We start from the raw sequence: 14,620 nt of genomic DNA on the forward strand, positions 1-14,620 counted from the left end.
CGCAGGCGCTGCGCCGCCTTCGCCCGCCGCGCCGTCGCGCCGCTTCAGTCGCTGCAAAATGGTGCTTTCGGGGTCTTCAGGCAACAGCGCGAGAAGCTGGTCTCCCGCGCTCTGGAGCATGGGCTTGGACTGCGCGGTGCGGAACCAGTCCGGCTGGCCCTTCTCCGGCACCAGCCAGGAGAAGAACAGGAACGCGATCACGATCAGCAGCAGGCCGCGCGCCGCGCCGAACATGAAGCCGAGCGTGCGGTCGACCGGACCGATGCGGCTGTCGAGGATCGCGTCCGAAATCTTCATGGTGATGAAGGACACCACCAGCAGCGTGACGATGAACACGCCGCCCGCGGCGACCACGTCGGCGATCTGCGGCGGATTGAACTTGATGTGCTCGCGCGCCAGAGCACGCGCCGGCTCGAAAGCGACGATGGTCGCTGCCGCCGCGGCGACCCAGGAGGCGATCGACAGCACCTCGCGCGTGAAGCCGCGCACCATCGCCAGCACGGCCGAGATCAGCATCACGCCGATAAGGATCACGTCGAGAAGTGTGATGGTCATCTACGCGGTCGATCGGGAACGTGAGCGGACGTGAACCCTCGCGGGCCTTCGAGCGGGCTCTCTATACCGCGCGGTCATGCGCCCGTCACGCGCCTTGTCGCGACGCATGCGCGGCGTCTGCGCGCGCCGCGAGGCGGGCCACCAGCACGTCGAGCGTCGGAATGGCGACGATCGAGACGTCCGTTCCCTGCGCCGCGTCCGCTGCGGCCGCCGGCAGCACGCCGCGCTTGAAGCCCAGGCGCGCGGCCTCCCGCAGGCGCGGGCCGGGATGCGACACGGGCCGGACCGCGCCGGTGAGCCCGATCTCGCCGAAGAACACGGCGTCCACGGGCAGGGCCGCGCCGGTGAGCGAGGAGACGAGCGCGGCGGCGACCGCGAGGTCGGCCGCCGGCTCCTGGATGCGCAACCCGCCCGCCACCGCGAGATGCACGTCATGGCCGCCGAGCCGGACGCCGCAGCGCGCCTCCAGCACGGCCAGCACCATGGCGAGACGGGCGTTGTCCCAGCCGACGACGGCGCGGCGGGGCGTGCCGAGGGTCGACGGCACCACCAGCGCCTGGATCTCCACGAGAATCGGTCGGGATCCTTCGAGCCCCGCGAGCACCGCTGCTCCGGGGGCGTCGGGCTCCCGGTCGCCGAGGAACAGGGCGGAGGGATTCGTCACCTGCTCCAGCCCGTCGCCGGTCATGGCGAACACGCCGATCTCGTCGGTCGGCCCGAAGCGGTTCTTCTGGGCGCGCAGGATGCGGAAGTCGCGGCCCGAATCTCCCTCGAACGACAGCACGGCGTCCACCATGTGCTCGACGACGCGAGGACCTGCGATCTGGCCGTCCTTGGTGACGTGGCCGACGAGGATGACGCAGGCGCCGGTGGTCTTGGCGTAGCGGATCATCGCTTGGGCCGCGGCGCGCACCTGCGTGACGGTGCCGGGGGCGGCCTCGACCTGGCTGGTCCACAGCGTCTGGATCGAGTCGATGATGACGAGCCGCGGCGGCGGGCCGTCCTTCAGCGTGGCGAGGATGTCCTCGACATTGGTTTCGGCGGCGAGGGCGACAGGAGCGTCGGCGAGGCCGAGCCGCTGCGCGCGCAGCCTGACCTGCGCCGCGGCTTCCTCGCCGGAGACATAGACCACCCGATGGCCGGCGCGGGCGAGGGCGGCGGAGCCCTGCAGCAATAGCGTGGACTTGCCGATGCCGGGCTCGCCGCCCAACAGCAGCGCGGAGCCGTGGACGAAGCCGCCTCCGGTCACGCGGTCGAGCTCGCCAAGCCCCGAGACGAGCCGCGGCGCCTCGTCGGTCGCGCCGGACAGCCCTTCCAGCACGACCACGCGGCCGCGGCCGAGCGCCCGCGCCGTCGTCGAGGACGCGCCGCCGGGCAGCGGCGCCGCGGCGGCCTCCTCGACGATCGCGTTCCAGGCCCCGCAGGCCTCGCACTTCCCCGCCCAGCGCGAGGTGACCGCGCCGCAGGCCTGACAGACGAAGGTGGGTTTCAGGCGGGCCATGGCGACTCGGCGGACAGCAGCGCATCGACGTCTCGTGCGCCGTACAGGATGCGGACAATGAATATGCGGCCGTCTTGGGCCGCATAGACGATGAGATGATCGCTCTCGACCAAGCGTCGGAAGTGCGGGGTCCTCGGCAGTGCGGCGCCGCGTTCAGGATGACGCGCGATCGAAAGAGCGGCGACCCTCAGCCGCAGGTTCAGCTGCTCCGCATAACGGGGGGTCCGCGCGTGGTGGAAATCGTAGATGTCGTCGAGATCGGCGATCGCACGCCGCGCGAATCTCACCGCGTCAGCGGTCAAACCGGCCCCCGCCCGACGCACGCCTCTTGAAGTGCGATTCGACCTCGTCGGCGGTCAGGAAGTTGCCCGCTTCGACATCCGCCAGCGCCTCGGCGAACGATGCCTCGAGCTCGGCGCGCCGAGCGCGCAGATCGGCGTCGAGGTCTTCCAGCATCTGGAGCCCGGCTTGCACCACCTCGGTCGCATTGCGATAGCGGCCGGATGCGACCAAGTCTCGGACAAGCGCTTCATAATGGTCTCCAAGCGTCAAGCCCGACGGCATTGGACCTCTCCTCGATTGTCGGCCCCAATAGTGGGCGCTGCCCGGGTTCCAATCAACCCGCGCTTACCCCATGAACCGCCGCTCGCACCGACGGCTGAGCCGGGTCAGCACCTCGTAACCGATGGTGCCGCAGGCGCGGGCGAGGTCGTCGACGGAGACGGTGGGGCCGAGCACCTCGACCCAGTCGCCGCGGTTCGGGCGTTCGGGCGCGTCGGTGACGTCGACCGCGATCAGGTCCATCGAGATGCGGCCGACATAGGGGCAGGGCACGCCGCCGATCGCAGCGCAGGCGCCGGGCGCGCCGTCTTCCGAGCCGCCGGAGCGCAGGATGCCGTCGGCGTAGCCGAGCGACAGGATCGCGAGCCGCGAGCGCCGCCTCAGCCGCTCCGCGCCGCCGTATCCCACCGCCGCGCCGGCCGGGGCCTCGCGCACCTGCACGACCCGCGCCTCCAGCCGCACGACCGGGCGCAGGGACGCTGGCCGGGCTGCGACGGGGTTCGAACCATAAAGCGCGACGCCCGGCCGCCTCAGATCGAAGCCGAGGCCGCCGCCCTGCGTTTCGCGAAGCAACGTCCCCGCCGAGTTGGCGAGGCTCGCCGGCGCGTCCGGCTTCAGGGAGCGCAGCTCCGCGAACAGCGCGCGTTGCCGCTCCGTCTCCGGCCGTTCCGGCTCGTCGGCGCAGGCGAGATGGCTCATCAGCAGCGAGGGCGTGAAGGGCAGGCGGGGCAGGCAGTCGCGCGCCTGATCCGGGTCGAGGCCGAGCCGGGTCATGCCGGTGTCCACATGGACGGCCGCCTGGGTCGCCGCGCCGGTCGCGGCGCGGAAGGCGGTCCATTCAAGGATCTCGTCGACCGAGCCCAGCGCCGGTCGCGCGTCGATCGCGGCGAAGGCGTCTCCGCAGCCTGGCGGCAGGCCGTTCAAAACATAGATCGTCGCCTGCGGCGCGGCCGCCCGGACCGCGCGCGCCTCGTCGAGATGCGCGACGAAGAACGTCGTCGCCCCGGCCCGGGCGAGCGCCGGGACGGCGTGGGCGATGCCGAGCCCGTAGGCGTCGGCTTTCACAACCGCGGCGCATTCGGAGCCGGAATCGAGGCGCGCCAGCGTCCGCCAGTTGGCGGCCAGCGCGCCGAGATCGATCGTCAGGCGCGCGCCCGCCGCCTCGTTCATAGGGCGGCGACGCTCACATCTGCTCCGGCAGATGGTCGGGCTGGGCGAGGTTGCCGAAGCGGGTGAACTCGGCCTCGAACTGCAGCAGCACCGAGCCGGTCGGGCCATGACGCTGCTTGCCGATGATGACCTCGGCCTTGCCGGCGACGTTCTCCATCTCCGTGAACCACTGGTCGAACTCCGGCGTGCCCTCGCGAGGCTTCTTGTTCTTCACGTAATACTCTTCGCGGAAGACGAACAGCACCACGTCGGCGTCCTGCTCGATCGAGCCGGATTCGCGCAGGTCGGCGAGCTGCGGGCGCTTGTCCTCGCGGCTTTCGACCTGACGGGAGAGCTGGGACAGCGCGATGATCGGCACCGCGAGCTCCTTCGCCAGCGCCTTGAGCCCGGTGGTGATCTCGGTCAGCTCCTGCACCCGGTTCTCGCCCTTCTTCGCGGAGGCCGAGAGCAGCTGCAGGTAGTCCACTACCATGACGTCGAGGCCCTTGGAGCGCTTCAGCCGCCGCGCGCGCGCGGCGAGCTGGGCGATCGAGATGCCGCCGGTCTCGTCGATGTAGAGCGGCACGCGCTGCATCTCGGCGACCGCTTCGGTCAGCTTGAAGAAGTCGCTCTCAAGAATGTCGCCGCGGCGGATCTTGGAGGACGAGATCGAGGCCTGCTCGGCGATGATGCGGGTGGCGAGCTGTTCGGCGGACATTTCCAGCGAGAAGAAGCCGACCACGCCGCCGTTGACGGTCTTCATCCGCCCGTCCGGCTGGACTTCGCCCTTGTAGGCGCTCGCCACGTTGTAGGCGATGTTGGTGACGAGCGAGGTTTTGCCCATCGCCGGACGGCCGGCGAGGATGATCAGGTCGGACGCCTGAAGCCCGCCCATCAGCCGGTCGAGGTCGGTCAGCCCCGTCGCGATGCCGGAGAGGCCGCCGTCCCGCTTGTAGGCCGCGGCGGCCATGTCGACCGCGGTCGCGAGCGCCTGCGAGAACGGCTGGAAGCCGCCGTCGTAGCGGCCCGATTCGGCGAGCGCGAACAGCTTGCGTTCGGCGTCCTCGATCTGGTCGCGCGGCGTGGCGTCGACCGCGGCGTCGTAGGCCTCGTTGACGAGGTCCTCGCCGATGCCGATCAGCGAGCGCCGGATCGCGAGATCGTAAATCGTGCGGCCGTAGTCCTCGGCGTTGATGACGGTGGTCGCTTCCGCCGCCAGCCGGGCGAGGTACTGGGCCGTCGTCATGCCGCCGAGATCGACGTCGGTCGGCAGGAAGGTCTTGATCGTGACCGGCGTCGCGGCCTTGCCGGCCCGCACGAGGCTGGTGACGATCTCGTAGATCTTCTGGTGCAGGCCTTCGTAGAAATGCGCCGGCTCGAGGAAGTCGGAGACGCGCCAGAACGCGTCGTTGTTCACGAGCAGCGCGCCCAGCAGCGCCTGCTCCGCCTCGACGTTCGACGGCGCGAGCCGGTACTGCGGCTCGGGATCGATCAGGCGGCGGGCGAGGGAATCGGCGAGGGCCATGGTGCGGGCGTCTTGGGCTGCGGGTGGTTGACCAGAGCTTAACACGGCGCGCCGGGCGGCGAGAACGAAGCGGGACCGCGCCGGGCGAATTCCGCCGCCGCCCCCGATTCACACAGGGCCGCGCGGAATGGCCCGGACGCCGGTTGACTGAGGCGCCGAGGCCGCGGACGCGGGCGATTCAGCGGCTCGCGAGATGCGGGTCGATCAGCTTCGAGAACTCGTCGACCGTCATCATCCCCGAGGCCTTGCGGCCGTTGACGAAGAAGGTCGGCGTGCCGGTGACGCCGGCGATCGAGCCGCGGCGCGCGACGGCGTTGACGCCGTCGAGCATGGCCTGGTCCGAGAGGCAGGCGTTCACCTGCTCCGCGCCCATGCCGAACTGGCGCATCAGGCCGCGCAGGCCTTCGAGCGGGTCAGGGGCGTGCGCCCAGGCGTCGTCGGTGCGGTAGAGCATGTCGACGACCGCATGCCAGCGCTTCTCGCCGGCGCAGCGGGCCAGCATGAAGCCGCCGGCGTCGAGGGCGTTGAGCGGAAACTCCCGGAACACGAACTGCACCTTGCCGGTGTCGACGTATTTCTGCTTCACCGCCGGCCAGGTCTGCAGGTGGAAATCGCGGCAGCGGTGGCAGGTGAGCGAGGCGTACTCGATCACCGTGACCGGGGCCGAGGCCGAGCCGAACGAGTTCTCAGGCAGCGGACCGGATTCGGCGAGCGCCTTCTCGGCCGGGCTCTGCGCCGCGGCCGGAACGGTCCGGGCCAGAACGGCCGCGGCCGGCAGCAGAAGCAGTGAACGACGGGCGAGCAGGGTCATCGGACCAGTTCCCAAAGGAGGGCGCAGGGCGCGCAGGTTAAGCCGCGCGCGGCGGGCGGAATCAAGCAAGCGCGGGTCAACAGCGGGTGAAGTTCGCGGAAAGGCTTAACCCCCGGCCGCGCCGGCCAAACGAAAACGCCCGGCGCGGGGGCCGGGCGTTCGCGTGTCGTGAAGAGGGACGGGATCAGGCCGCGCTCAGCGCGCCTCGTCCTCGGCCTCGTCCGCCGGGGCCTCGTCGCGGTCGCGACGGTCGCGGCGGTCGTCCTCGTCGTCCTCGGAGAAGGTCTCGAAGGCCGGGCCTTCCTCGCGCTGGGTCAGGTCCTCGCCCTGCGCCTGGCGCTCGGCTTCGGCGGTGGAGCGGGCGACGTTGATCTGCACGGCGACCTCGACTTCCGGGTGCAGCCGCACCGGCACCGAGTGGATGCCGATCGACTTGATCGGGGTGTTGAGCACGACCTGGTTGCGGGCGACAGTGAAGCCCTCGTTGGTCAGCGCCTCGGCCACGTCGCGGGCCGACACCGAGCCGTAGAGCTGGCCGGTCTCGCCAGCCTGGCGGACGAGGATGACGGTCGTGCCGTCGACTTTGGCGCCGACCGCCTCGGCCTCCTGCTTGAGCTCGAGGTTGCGGGCCTCGAGCTGGGCGCGCTGGCTCTCGAACTTCTTGCGGTTGGCCTCGTTGGCGCGCAACGCCTTGTGGTTCGGAAGCAGGAAGTTGCGGGCGTAGCCGTCGCGGACGCGGACTTCGTCGCCCATCTGGCCGAGCTTGGCGATGCGTTCGAGGAGAATGACCTGCATGGGAGCGTTCCTTAGTTCGTCGATGTCGTGATGGTTCAGGGTTTGGGAGCGGTCGCCGTGGGCGGCGGGCCCGGCGGCGGTCCGAAGCGCTTGCGGACGCCGACCGTCTGCTCCGCCACGCCGAGGGCGGCGAGGAAGACGCCGACCCAGGGCTGGATCAAAAGCAGGGCGTAGACGCCGAAGAGGATGAGCCCGCGCGTCGGCGCGACCCGCGTCGTGGTGTGCACCACGGCGAGGCCGAGCAGGGCGAAGGCGACCAGGAAGGTCGCGGCGTAGAGCTCCGCCGCGAAGCCGGCGAGGCCGGGCAGCAGCGACGCCGCGGTCGCCCCGAGGAAGGCGAGCGTCGCCTGCCGCGGGTAGGTCAGGCCGGGCAGGTCCGGCCACGGCCGGGTCAGCCGCCCGGAGGCGCGGGTGATGCGGCCGGCGAGCCACAGGTTCGCCAGCGAGACGATGGTCCACATCGCCGCCGCCATGATCGGCAGCAGCGCGGTCATCAGATTGATGATCGCGTCGCGGTTCTCGGCCGGAAGCTGCGGCGCGCCGGGCCGGTCGCTGCCGAGCGCCTGCTCGAACAGCGCCTTCAGCGTCGCCCGGTACTCCTCGAGCGACGCGCCGACCATGGGGATGGTCAGCGCGATCAGCGTGGCGCCGATCACGGACGCCCACAGCACGAGGCGGCCGATCGGGTACCATTCGGTCGCGCTCTCCGTCGCGCCGGGGCGGGCGAGCAGCGCGAGATAGGCGAGCCACCAGGACGGCGCGCCGATCATGACGAAGTGGAACGTGGCCGCCCAGGGTCCGAACACGAGCCCGATCGCGAGCGCCGCGACGACGGCGCCGATCAGTCCGGCGTGATGGCGCCAGCCGAGCCCGGCGAGCAGGATCGGCAGCGGCGCGACATAGAACAGGATGAGCGCGAGCGGGGAGCCCGACGTCGCCGAGGCGTAGAGCAGCGCGGACGAGAGTCCGGCTCCGAAGCCGATCAGGAAGAGGGGCGGCGTCATCGCGTTCGTTCCGGCTGTCCCGCGGGCCCGGAGGCCGCGGTTAGGGCGGGGTGGGTCCCGCCCAACGGCGACGTCCGGAGACGCCGCCTGGGAAGTGCGTCGTCGTCCCGGGCGGCGGCGCGGCCGCGGTCCGGGACGTTCGTTTCGCCGTAATGCCCGGCCGAAAGGCCGGGCTCGACGCGGTGCGGGCGTTCGCCCGCCTCAGATCACTTGATGACGTAGGGCAGCAGGCCGAGGAAGCGCGAACGCTTGATGGCGCGGGCCAGCTCACGCTGCTTCTTGGCGGAGACCGCCGTGATACGCGAGGGCACGATCTTGCCGCGCTCGGAGATGTAGCGCTGCAGGAGCCGCACGTCCTTGTGGTCGATCTTCGGGGCGTTGGCGCCGGAGAACGGGCAGGTCTTGCGACGGCGGAAGAACGGGCGGCGCTGGCCGCCGGAAGCTGCTGCGGCCATCACTCGGCTCCCTGCTCGTCGCGGCGCGGGCCGCGGTCGTCACGGCGCGGACCACGGTCCCCGCCCTCGCGGCGGAAACCGCCGCGCTCGCCGTCGCGGCCGCCGCCGCGCGGGCGGTCGTCGCGGTCGTCGCGGTCGCGGCGCTGGAGCATGGCCGACGGGCCTTCCTCGAGCTCCTCGACCTTGAGGGTGAGCACGCGGAGGATGTCCTCGCTGATGCCCTGCTGGCGCTCGAGCTCGGCGACGGCCGCGGCGGGCGCGTCGATGTTGAGCAGCGTGTAGTGCGCCTTGCGGTTCTTCTTGATGCGGTAGGCGAGCGGCTTCACGCCCCAGTACTCGGTCTTCTTGACCTCGCCGCCGAGCCCTTCGAGCACGGCCTTGTACTGTTCGGTGAGCGCCTCGACCTGCTGCGCGGTCACGTCCTGGCGCGCCAGGAAGACGTGTTCGTAAAGCGGCATGAGGGCTTGAACCTTCTTGCGGTGGATTCTGCCGTCCGGCGCGAAGCCCTCCGAGCCCGCGAAGGCCCGAACAGATTCTCGAAGGCGGAGACACGGGAGGACGAACCTTTTACGGTCCTGATCGGGCGAGCCCGAACCCTCCGTTCAGCCCCCAGCCGAACGACGCGAAGCGCGCCCTATAGAGGATGAGGGGCGGGGAGGCAAGGGGCGCGAGCCTACCCGCCTCCGCCGCCGGACGCGCTGGAGCCCTTCTGAAGCTTGCCGAGCGCGGCGCTCTCTTCGCGGAGCGGCCGGCCGACCGGGCAGACCTCCTGTACGAAGCCTGCGAGCGTGTTGGCGAGGCTCTCGCCGTTCTGACGGTAGAACACGAACTTTCCCCTCTTCTCGCTCGTCACAAGTCCCGCGCCCTCCAGAACCGCGAGATGCTGGGAGATCGACGGCTTCGACATCTCGAAGCGCGCGGCGATGTCTCCGGCGTTGAGCTCGGCGTGCGCCAGATAGGCAAGAATCTTGCGTCGCACTGGCGAAGCGAGGGCTTCGAAGATCGATTGCACGAGGTTCCCGGTCTTTCGAACATTGTCTGTCCACGACATTTAGTCATTTAGCTAACGATTGACAACGGCGGTCGGTTGAACGATTAGGTGATTAGCTAAATAAAAAATCATGGAGAACCGCCATGGCTTGCCTGTCGACGCCCCGCGTCATCGCCGATCCAGCGACCTCCGCCACGGAAGGGCGGGTGGCGTGGGACGCGCCCAAGTCGCTGTTCACCGGCGGCATGACCGTGGCGGCCCTCATTCTCGCCCCGCTTCATGTCACTGCCGGAGCCGTCGCCGCCTTCGTCGCGCTGACCGCGGTCACGATCTGCTTCGGCCATTCGATCGGAATGCACAGGCTGCTGATCCACCGCTCCTTCGAAGCGCCGCTCTGGCTGGAGCGCCTGCTGGTCTACCTCGGGGTTCTGGTCGGTATGGCCGGTCCGATTGGCATGGCTCGGCTCCACGACACCCGGGACTGGGCGCAGCGGCAGACCGACTGCCACGATCTGCACGCCCACCGCGCCGGCTTCTGGACCGACGCATGGCGGCAACTGCACTGCCGGCTCGAGCTCGCCCACCCGCCCCGCTTCGCGCCGGAACCGCGCCTCGCTGACGATCGCGTCTACCGCTTCCTTGAAGCGACCTGGATGCTGCAGCAGGTTCCGATCGGGCTCGCCGCCTTTGCGATCGGCGGCCTGCCCTGGCTGGTCTGGTGCGTGCCGGTCCGTGTCGCGGTCAGCCTGACCGGCCACTGGCTGGTGGGGCACATCACCCACAAGCGCGGCCCGCAGGGGTGGGCGGTCGATGGCGTCGCCGTTCAAGGACACGACTTGCCGAAGGCTGCGCTGATCACGTTTGGCGAGGCTTGGCACGGCAACCATCACGCATGGCCGGAATCGGCCCGACTCGGCGTTGAACCCGGCCAAGCTGATCCCGGCTGGTGGGCGCTCGTGACGCTGCGTCAGCTCGGGCTCGTATGGAATCTGAAGGAGCCGGCTCACCTTGAGCCCCGCGAAGGCCTGAGGCGGGTGGCGCCCGTCGCGCCTCACGAGTCGTCCTGCCGGGCCTCCTCCGCCGCCTCGGCCTCGATCTCCTCGAACACCTCCTGCGCCGCGGTGAGGGCGTTCAGCGCGCGGGGGAAGCCGGCGTAGATCGTCATCTGCTGGATGACTTCGAGAATCTCGTCGCGGTTGAGTCCGACGTTGAGGCCGCCGCGCACGTGCCATTTGAGCTGGCGCTCGGCCCCGCCCAAGGTGACGAGCGCCGCGATGGTCGCGATCTGGCGCGAGCGCAGGTCGAGGCCGGGGCGAGCGTAGACGTCGCCGAAGGGGAACTCCACGAGGCAGCGCGCGAGGTCCGGCGAGACCGCGGCCACGCCGTCGACCACGCGCTCGCCCACCTGCGGGTGGATCGCCTTGAGCATCCGCAGGCCCCGCGCGTGCCGGCTCTCCTGCCGGCTCTCCTGGGCGTCGCTCGGCTCGTCGGTCATGGCGGATCCTCTTCGGCGGGATGTCAGGAGATGCGCGGCGCAGGCTAGCGGAGAAATGGTCGTTTTGGGCCCGGGCCGCCGTCAATTCGGCCGCCCGCAGCCTTGACGCCCCCGCGCGGGCCTGCTTTGCACGCCGCGACAGAAACCCGTGGGGAACGCCGTCACGTGAGCATAGCCTTGATCTTCCCCGGGCAGGGAAGCCAGCAGGTCGGCATGGGCCGCGCGCTCGCCGACAGCTTCGCCGTCGCCCGCGCCGTGTTCGAGGAGGTCGACGCGGCGCTGGGCGAGAGCCTGTCCGCGACGATCTTCGAGGGGCCCGAGGACAAGCTGACGCTGACCGCCAACGCCCAGCCGGCGCTGATGGCGGTGAGCCTCGCGAGCTTGCGCGTGCTGGAGGCCGAGGCCGGGCTCGACGTGGCGCGCCACGCCGCCTTCGTCGCCGGCCATTCGCTCGGCGAGTACTCCGCGCTCGCGGCCGCCGGCAGCCTTACGGTGTCCGACGCCGCGCGCCTGCTGCGCATCCGCGGCGACGCCATGCAGAAGGCGGTCCCGGTCGGCGAGGGCGCGATGGCGGCGCTGCTCGGGCTCGATCTCGAGGCGGCGCGCGCGGTGGCGGCGGAAGCCGCCGAGGGCGACGTCTGCCAGGCCGCCAACGACAACGCGCCCGGCCAGGTGGTGGTCTCGGGCGCGAAGGCCGCGATCGAGCGCGCGCTCGTGATCGCCAAGTCCAAGGGCGCCAAGCGCGCGGTGCTGCTGCCGGTGTCCGCGCCCTTCCACTGCGCGCTGATGCAGCCGGCCGCCGACGTGATGCGCGAGGCGCTCGCCGGCGTGAAGATCGTCGCGCCGAAGGCGCCTCTGGTCGCCAACGTCACCGCGAGCCCGCTGACCGACCCGGAGGACATCCGCAAGCGGCTGGTGGAGCAGGTGACCGGCGCGGTGCGCTGGCGCGAATCGGTCGGCTTCATGGCCGGCGCGGGCGTCACGCGCTTCATCGAGATCGGCGCCGGCAAGGTCCTGTCGGGCCTCGTCAAGCGCATCGCGGACGGGGCGACGGGCGAGGCCGTCGGCTCCCCGGACGACATCGAACGCCTCAAGACGGACGGCGCCTTCGGCGCGTCCTGACCGGGAAGGAACGACCATGTTCGACCTCACGGGCCGCACGGCCCTCGTCACCGGCGCGACCGGCGGCATCGGCGGGGCCATCGCGCGGGCGCTCCACGCGCAGGGCGCGACGGTCGCGATCTCCGGCACCCGCGTCGACGTGCTGAAGACGCTCGCCGACGAACTCGGCGAGCGCGTCCACGTGCTCCAGGCCGACCTCAAGGACGCGGCGAGCGTCGACGCGCTGCCGGGACAGGCGGAGGCCGCCCTCGGCTCGCTCGACGTGCTGGTGCACAACGCCGGCATCACCCGCGATAACCTCTTCCTGCGGATGAAGGACGAGGAGTGGGCGGACGTGATCCAGGTCAACCTGACCGCAGGCTTCCGCCTCTACCGCGCCGCGCTCCGGGGCATGGTGAAGCGCCGCCGCGGCCGGCTGATCGGCATCACCTCGGTCGTCGGCGTCACCGGTAATCCGGGCCAGGGCAACTACGCCGCCTCGAAGGCCGGCCTGATCGGCATGTCGAAATCGCTCGCGGCCGAGGTCGCGAGCCGCGGCGTCACCGTGAACTGCATCGCGCCGGGCTTCATCGAAAGCCCGATGACCGACGCGCTGAACGAGAAGCAGAAGGAGGCCTCGCTCGCCCATATCCCGCTCGGCCGTTTCGGCCAGGGCGCGGAGATCGCGGCGGCGGCGGTCTACCTCGCGAGCGACGAGGCGGCCTACGTCACGGGCCACACGCTGCAGGTCAACGGCGGCATCGCGATGATCTGAGGACGCCCCGCCCCGACTGGCGCGGGCGGGGGGGACATGATACCAGACCCGCGGCCTGCGAGAGGCGGTGGGCGACCAAAAGCTTAACGGGTCCCGCGGGGGCGGTTTTAGAAAGTCGTTGCCGGGACCGCGTTCCGCCTTCAAAAAGCCTCTCGGAAGATTCGTGTCCATGACGACGCCGTCGGGTCCGAATGTTCCTGCGAGGCGATCTTCCGAACGTAGAACCACCGAAGGATTAGGTAGATGAGCGACATTGCCGAACGCGTGAAGAAGATCGTGGTCGAGCATCTCGGCGTGGACGCCGAGAAGGTCACCGAGAACGCGAGCTTCATCGACGACCTCGGCGCCGACAGCCTCGACACCGTCGAGCTCGTCATGGCCTTCGAGGAAGAGTTCGGCTGCGAGATCCCGGACGACGCCGCGGAGACGATCCTGACGGTTGGCGACGCCACCAAGTTCCTCGAGAAGAACGCCGCGCAGGCTTGACCTGCGCGAGCGCGGCACGGCGGGCATGATGCAAGGACGTCGGTTCCGACGGACGGCGCGGTGAGACGCGTCGTCGTTACGGGTCTCGGTCTGGTGACGCCGCTCGGTTCGGGCGTCGAGACCGTCTGGCGGCGGCTGATCGCAGGCGAGAGCGGCCTGAAGGCGATCGACCAGTTCCAGGTCGACGATCTTCCGGCGCGGATCGCAGGGATCATTCCGCGCGGCGACGGGTCCGACGGGACCTTCAACGCCGACGACTGGATGGAGCCCAAGGAGCAGCGCAAGGTCGACGACTTCATCGTCTTCGCCATGGCCGCCGCGACACAGGCGCTGGAGGACAGCGGCTGGAAGCCCGAGACCGAGGACGAGAAGTACGCCACCGGCGTGCTGATCGGCTCCGGCATCGGCGGGCTGCAGGGCATCGAGGAGGCGGCGCACGTGCTGCGGGACAAGGGTCCCCGGCGCCTCTCGCCGTTCTTCATTCCCGGCCGCCTCATCAACCTCGCCTCGGGCCAGGTCTCGATCCGGCACGGGCTCAAGGGGCCGAACCACGCGGTCGTGACCGCGTGCTCGACCGGCGCGCACGCGATCGGCGACGCGGCCCGGCTGATCGCCTTCGGCGACGCCGACGTGATGGTGGCGGGCGGGACCGAGTCCCCGGTCTGCCGCATCGCGGTCGCGGGCTTCGCGGCCTGCAAGGCGCTGTCGACCGGCTTCAACGACGAGCCGACCCGCGCCTCCCGTCCCTACGACCGCGACCGTGACGGCTTCGTCATGGGCGAGGGCGCCGGGATCGTGGTGCTCGAGGAGCGCGAGCACGCCATCGCGCGCGGCGCGAAGATCTACGGCGAGGTCATCGGCTACGGCCTGTCGGGCGACGCCTACCACATCACCGCGCCGGCGATGGACGGCGACGGGGCCTATCGCTGCATGTCGGCCGCGCTGAAGCGGGCCGGCGTTTCGGCGAGCGAGATCGACTACATCAACGCCCACGGCACCTCGACGCCGCTCGGCGACGAGATCGAGCTCGGCGCCGTCACCCGGCTGGTCGGGAACGCGGCGGGCAAGATCACGATGTCGTCGACGAAGTCCGCGATCGGGCATCTGCTCGGCGCGGCGGGCTCGGTCGAGGCGATCTTCTCGCTGCTCGCGCTCCGGGACCAGGTCGCCCCGCCGACGCTCAATCTCGACAACCCCTCCGTCGAGACCCCGATCGACCTCGTTCCCCGCGCCGCGAAGCCGATGCCGATCGAGATCGCGCTGTCGAACTCCTTCGGCTTCGGCGGCACCAACGCGTCTCTGGTGTTCCGTCGTCATCACGCCTGAGCGATCGGTCGGGTTTCGCCACAATCACACGTAAAGTCGCGGCGCATGGAAGTCTGCCCCGCGCGGTGGGGCGCAGAGGAGGCACGCGAC

18 protein-coding genes are annotated in these 14,620 nt (G+C 70.5%); 5 read left to right on the plus strand and 13 right to left on the minus strand.

Translation table 11 applies throughout. The features are described from left to right. From ACFSCV_RS06405 to ACFSCV_RS06460, 12 genes are all read right to left on the minus strand, one after another. The coding region (locus ACFSCV_RS06405) for a CvpA family protein (RefSeq protein WP_378798119.1) at positions 1-555 on the minus strand (555 nt) is incomplete at its 3' end. Between the two features lie 85 nt (positions 556-640). Then, on the minus strand, positions 641-2,056 hold the full coding sequence (radA, locus tag ACFSCV_RS06410) for a DNA repair protein RadA (protein WP_378798121.1): 1,416 nt from the start codon (positions 2,054-2,056) through the stop codon (positions 641-643). Continuing rightward, a complete protein-coding gene (locus tag ACFSCV_RS06415; RefSeq protein WP_378798123.1) occupies positions 2,044-2,358 on the minus strand; it encodes a type II toxin-antitoxin system RelE/ParE family toxin in 315 nt (104 codons plus the stop codon). Before ACFSCV_RS06415 ends, radA begins: the two co-directional genes overlap by 13 nt. Next, entirely contained in the window at positions 2,348-2,620 is a 273-nt protein-coding gene (locus ACFSCV_RS06420; protein ID WP_378798125.1) for a type II toxin-antitoxin system ParD family antitoxin, read from the minus strand. The genes ACFSCV_RS06415 and ACFSCV_RS06420 overlap by 11 nt, the downstream gene beginning before the upstream one ends. Positions 2,621-2,683: 63 nt before the next feature. Next, the gene (gene alr, locus ACFSCV_RS06425; RefSeq protein WP_378798127.1) at positions 2,684-3,787 is read right to left on the minus strand and encodes an alanine racemase; all 1,104 of its coding nucleotides are present in this window, start codon (positions 3,785-3,787) and stop codon (positions 2,684-2,686) included. A gap of 13 nt (positions 3,788-3,800) precedes the next feature. Beyond that, on the minus strand, positions 3,801-5,291 hold the full coding sequence (locus ACFSCV_RS06430; RefSeq protein ID WP_378798129.1) for a replicative DNA helicase: 1,491 nt from the start codon (positions 5,289-5,291) through the stop codon (positions 3,801-3,803). Between the two features lie 178 nt (positions 5,292-5,469). Further along, complete coding sequence (locus ACFSCV_RS06435) at positions 5,470-6,102, minus strand: DsbA family protein (RefSeq protein WP_378798131.1); 633 nt, start codon at positions 6,100-6,102, stop codon at positions 5,470-5,472. A 195-nt stretch (positions 6,103-6,297) separates the two neighbouring features. After that, positions 6,298-6,897, minus strand: coding sequence for a 50S ribosomal protein L9 (gene rplI / locus ACFSCV_RS06440; RefSeq protein ID WP_378798133.1), 600 nt, complete (start codon positions 6,895-6,897; stop codon positions 6,298-6,300). A 35-nt stretch (positions 6,898-6,932) separates the two neighbouring features. Then, complete coding sequence (locus ACFSCV_RS06445; protein ID WP_378798135.1) at positions 6,933-7,901, minus strand: DUF2232 domain-containing protein; 969 nt, start codon at positions 7,899-7,901, stop codon at positions 6,933-6,935. Positions 7,902-8,107: 206 nt separating this feature from the next. Continuing rightward, complete coding sequence (gene rpsR / locus ACFSCV_RS06450; RefSeq protein ID WP_271204639.1) at positions 8,108-8,356, minus strand: 30S ribosomal protein S18; 249 nt, start codon at positions 8,354-8,356, stop codon at positions 8,108-8,110. Beyond that, the gene (gene rpsF, locus ACFSCV_RS06455; protein ID WP_378798137.1) at positions 8,356-8,814 is read right to left on the minus strand and encodes a 30S ribosomal protein S6; all 459 of its coding nucleotides are present in this window, start codon (positions 8,812-8,814) and stop codon (positions 8,356-8,358) included. The genes rpsR and rpsF overlap by 1 nt, the downstream gene beginning before the upstream one ends. Before the next feature lie 215 nt (positions 8,815-9,029). Beyond that, positions 9,030-9,368: a metalloregulator ArsR/SmtB family transcription factor gene (locus ACFSCV_RS06460; protein WP_378798139.1), complete on the minus strand. Its 339-nt coding sequence runs from the start codon at positions 9,366-9,368 to the stop codon at positions 9,030-9,032. Positions 9,369-9,490: 122 nt separating this feature from the next. Here ACFSCV_RS06460 and ACFSCV_RS06465 point away from each other — a divergent pair, with 122 nt between their 5' ends. Next, entirely contained in the window at positions 9,491-10,504 is a 1,014-nt protein-coding gene (locus ACFSCV_RS06465) for an acyl-CoA desaturase (RefSeq protein WP_378798141.1), read from the plus strand. Here the strand turns inward: ACFSCV_RS06465 and ACFSCV_RS06470 are convergent. Next, positions 10,399-10,842 (minus strand): carboxymuconolactone decarboxylase family protein, encoded by a 444-nt coding sequence (locus ACFSCV_RS06470; RefSeq protein WP_378798143.1) that lies wholly within the window; start codon positions 10,840-10,842, stop codon positions 10,399-10,401. The genes ACFSCV_RS06465 and ACFSCV_RS06470 overlap by 106 nt on opposite strands. Before the next feature lie 165 nt (positions 10,843-11,007). Here ACFSCV_RS06470 and fabD point away from each other — a divergent pair, with 165 nt between their 5' ends. The 4 genes from fabD to fabF all read left to right on the plus strand — a co-directional run bounded on the left by fabD (position 11,008) and on the right by fabF (position 14,530). Then, on the plus strand, positions 11,008-11,964 hold the full coding sequence (fabD, locus tag ACFSCV_RS06475; protein WP_378798145.1) for an ACP S-malonyltransferase: 957 nt from the start codon (positions 11,008-11,010) through the stop codon (positions 11,962-11,964). A 16-nt stretch (positions 11,965-11,980) separates the two neighbouring features. Further along, complete coding sequence (fabG, locus tag ACFSCV_RS06480) at positions 11,981-12,718, plus strand: 3-oxoacyl-[acyl-carrier-protein] reductase (protein WP_378798147.1); 738 nt, start codon at positions 11,981-11,983, stop codon at positions 12,716-12,718. A gap of 243 nt (positions 12,719-12,961) precedes the next feature. Continuing rightward, the gene (locus tag ACFSCV_RS06485; RefSeq protein ID WP_261402796.1) at positions 12,962-13,204 is read left to right on the plus strand and encodes an acyl carrier protein; all 243 of its coding nucleotides are present in this window, start codon (positions 12,962-12,964) and stop codon (positions 13,202-13,204) included. Between the two features lie 60 nt (positions 13,205-13,264). After that, the gene (gene fabF, locus ACFSCV_RS06490; protein ID WP_378798150.1) at positions 13,265-14,530 is read left to right on the plus strand and encodes a beta-ketoacyl-ACP synthase II; all 1,266 of its coding nucleotides are present in this window, start codon (positions 13,265-13,267) and stop codon (positions 14,528-14,530) included. Positions 14,531-14,620: the final 90 nt, after the last annotated feature.

The organism is Methylopila henanensis (genome assembly GCF_042681025.1).
GTDB lineage: Bacteria > Pseudomonadota > Alphaproteobacteria > Rhizobiales > Methylopilaceae > Methylopila > Methylopila henanensis.

Excerpts from the sequence above, each read along its gene's own strand:
- radA (WP_378798121.1), bottom strand. The coding sequence starts at position 2,056 with ATGGCCCGCCTGAAACCCACCTTCGTCTGTCAGGCCTGCGGCGCGGTC.
- ACFSCV_RS06420 (WP_378798125.1), bottom strand. The coding sequence starts at position 2,620 with ATGCCGTCGGGCTTGACGCTTGGAGACCATTATGAAGCGCTTGTCCGA.
- alr (WP_378798127.1), bottom strand. The coding sequence starts at position 3,787 with ATGAACGAGGCGGCGGGCGCGCGCCTGACGATCGATCTCGGCGCGCTG.
- ACFSCV_RS06430 (WP_378798129.1), bottom strand. The coding sequence starts at position 5,291 with ATGGCCCTCGCCGATTCCCTCGCCCGCCGCCTGATCGATCCCGAGCCG.
- ACFSCV_RS06435 (WP_378798131.1), bottom strand. The coding sequence starts at position 6,102 with ATGACCCTGCTCGCCCGTCGTTCACTGCTTCTGCTGCCGGCCGCGGCC.
- rplI (WP_378798133.1), bottom strand. The coding sequence starts at position 6,897 with ATGCAGGTCATTCTCCTCGAACGCATCGCCAAGCTCGGCCAGATGGGC.
- ACFSCV_RS06445 (WP_378798135.1), bottom strand. The coding sequence starts at position 7,901 with ATGACGCCGCCCCTCTTCCTGATCGGCTTCGGAGCCGGACTCTCGTCC.
- rpsR (WP_271204639.1), bottom strand. The coding sequence starts at position 8,356 with ATGGCCGCAGCAGCTTCCGGCGGCCAGCGCCGCCCGTTCTTCCGCCGT.
- rpsF (WP_378798137.1), bottom strand. The coding sequence starts at position 8,814 with ATGCCGCTTTACGAACACGTCTTCCTGGCGCGCCAGGACGTGACCGCG.
- ACFSCV_RS06465 (WP_378798141.1), top strand. The coding sequence starts at position 9,491 with ATGGCTTGCCTGTCGACGCCCCGCGTCATCGCCGATCCAGCGACCTCC.
- ACFSCV_RS06470 (WP_378798143.1), bottom strand. The coding sequence starts at position 10,842 with ATGACCGACGAGCCGAGCGACGCCCAGGAGAGCCGGCAGGAGAGCCGG.
- fabG (WP_378798147.1), top strand. The coding sequence starts at position 11,981 with ATGTTCGACCTCACGGGCCGCACGGCCCTCGTCACCGGCGCGACCGGC.
- ACFSCV_RS06485 (WP_261402796.1), top strand. The coding sequence starts at position 12,962 with ATGAGCGACATTGCCGAACGCGTGAAGAAGATCGTGGTCGAGCATCTC.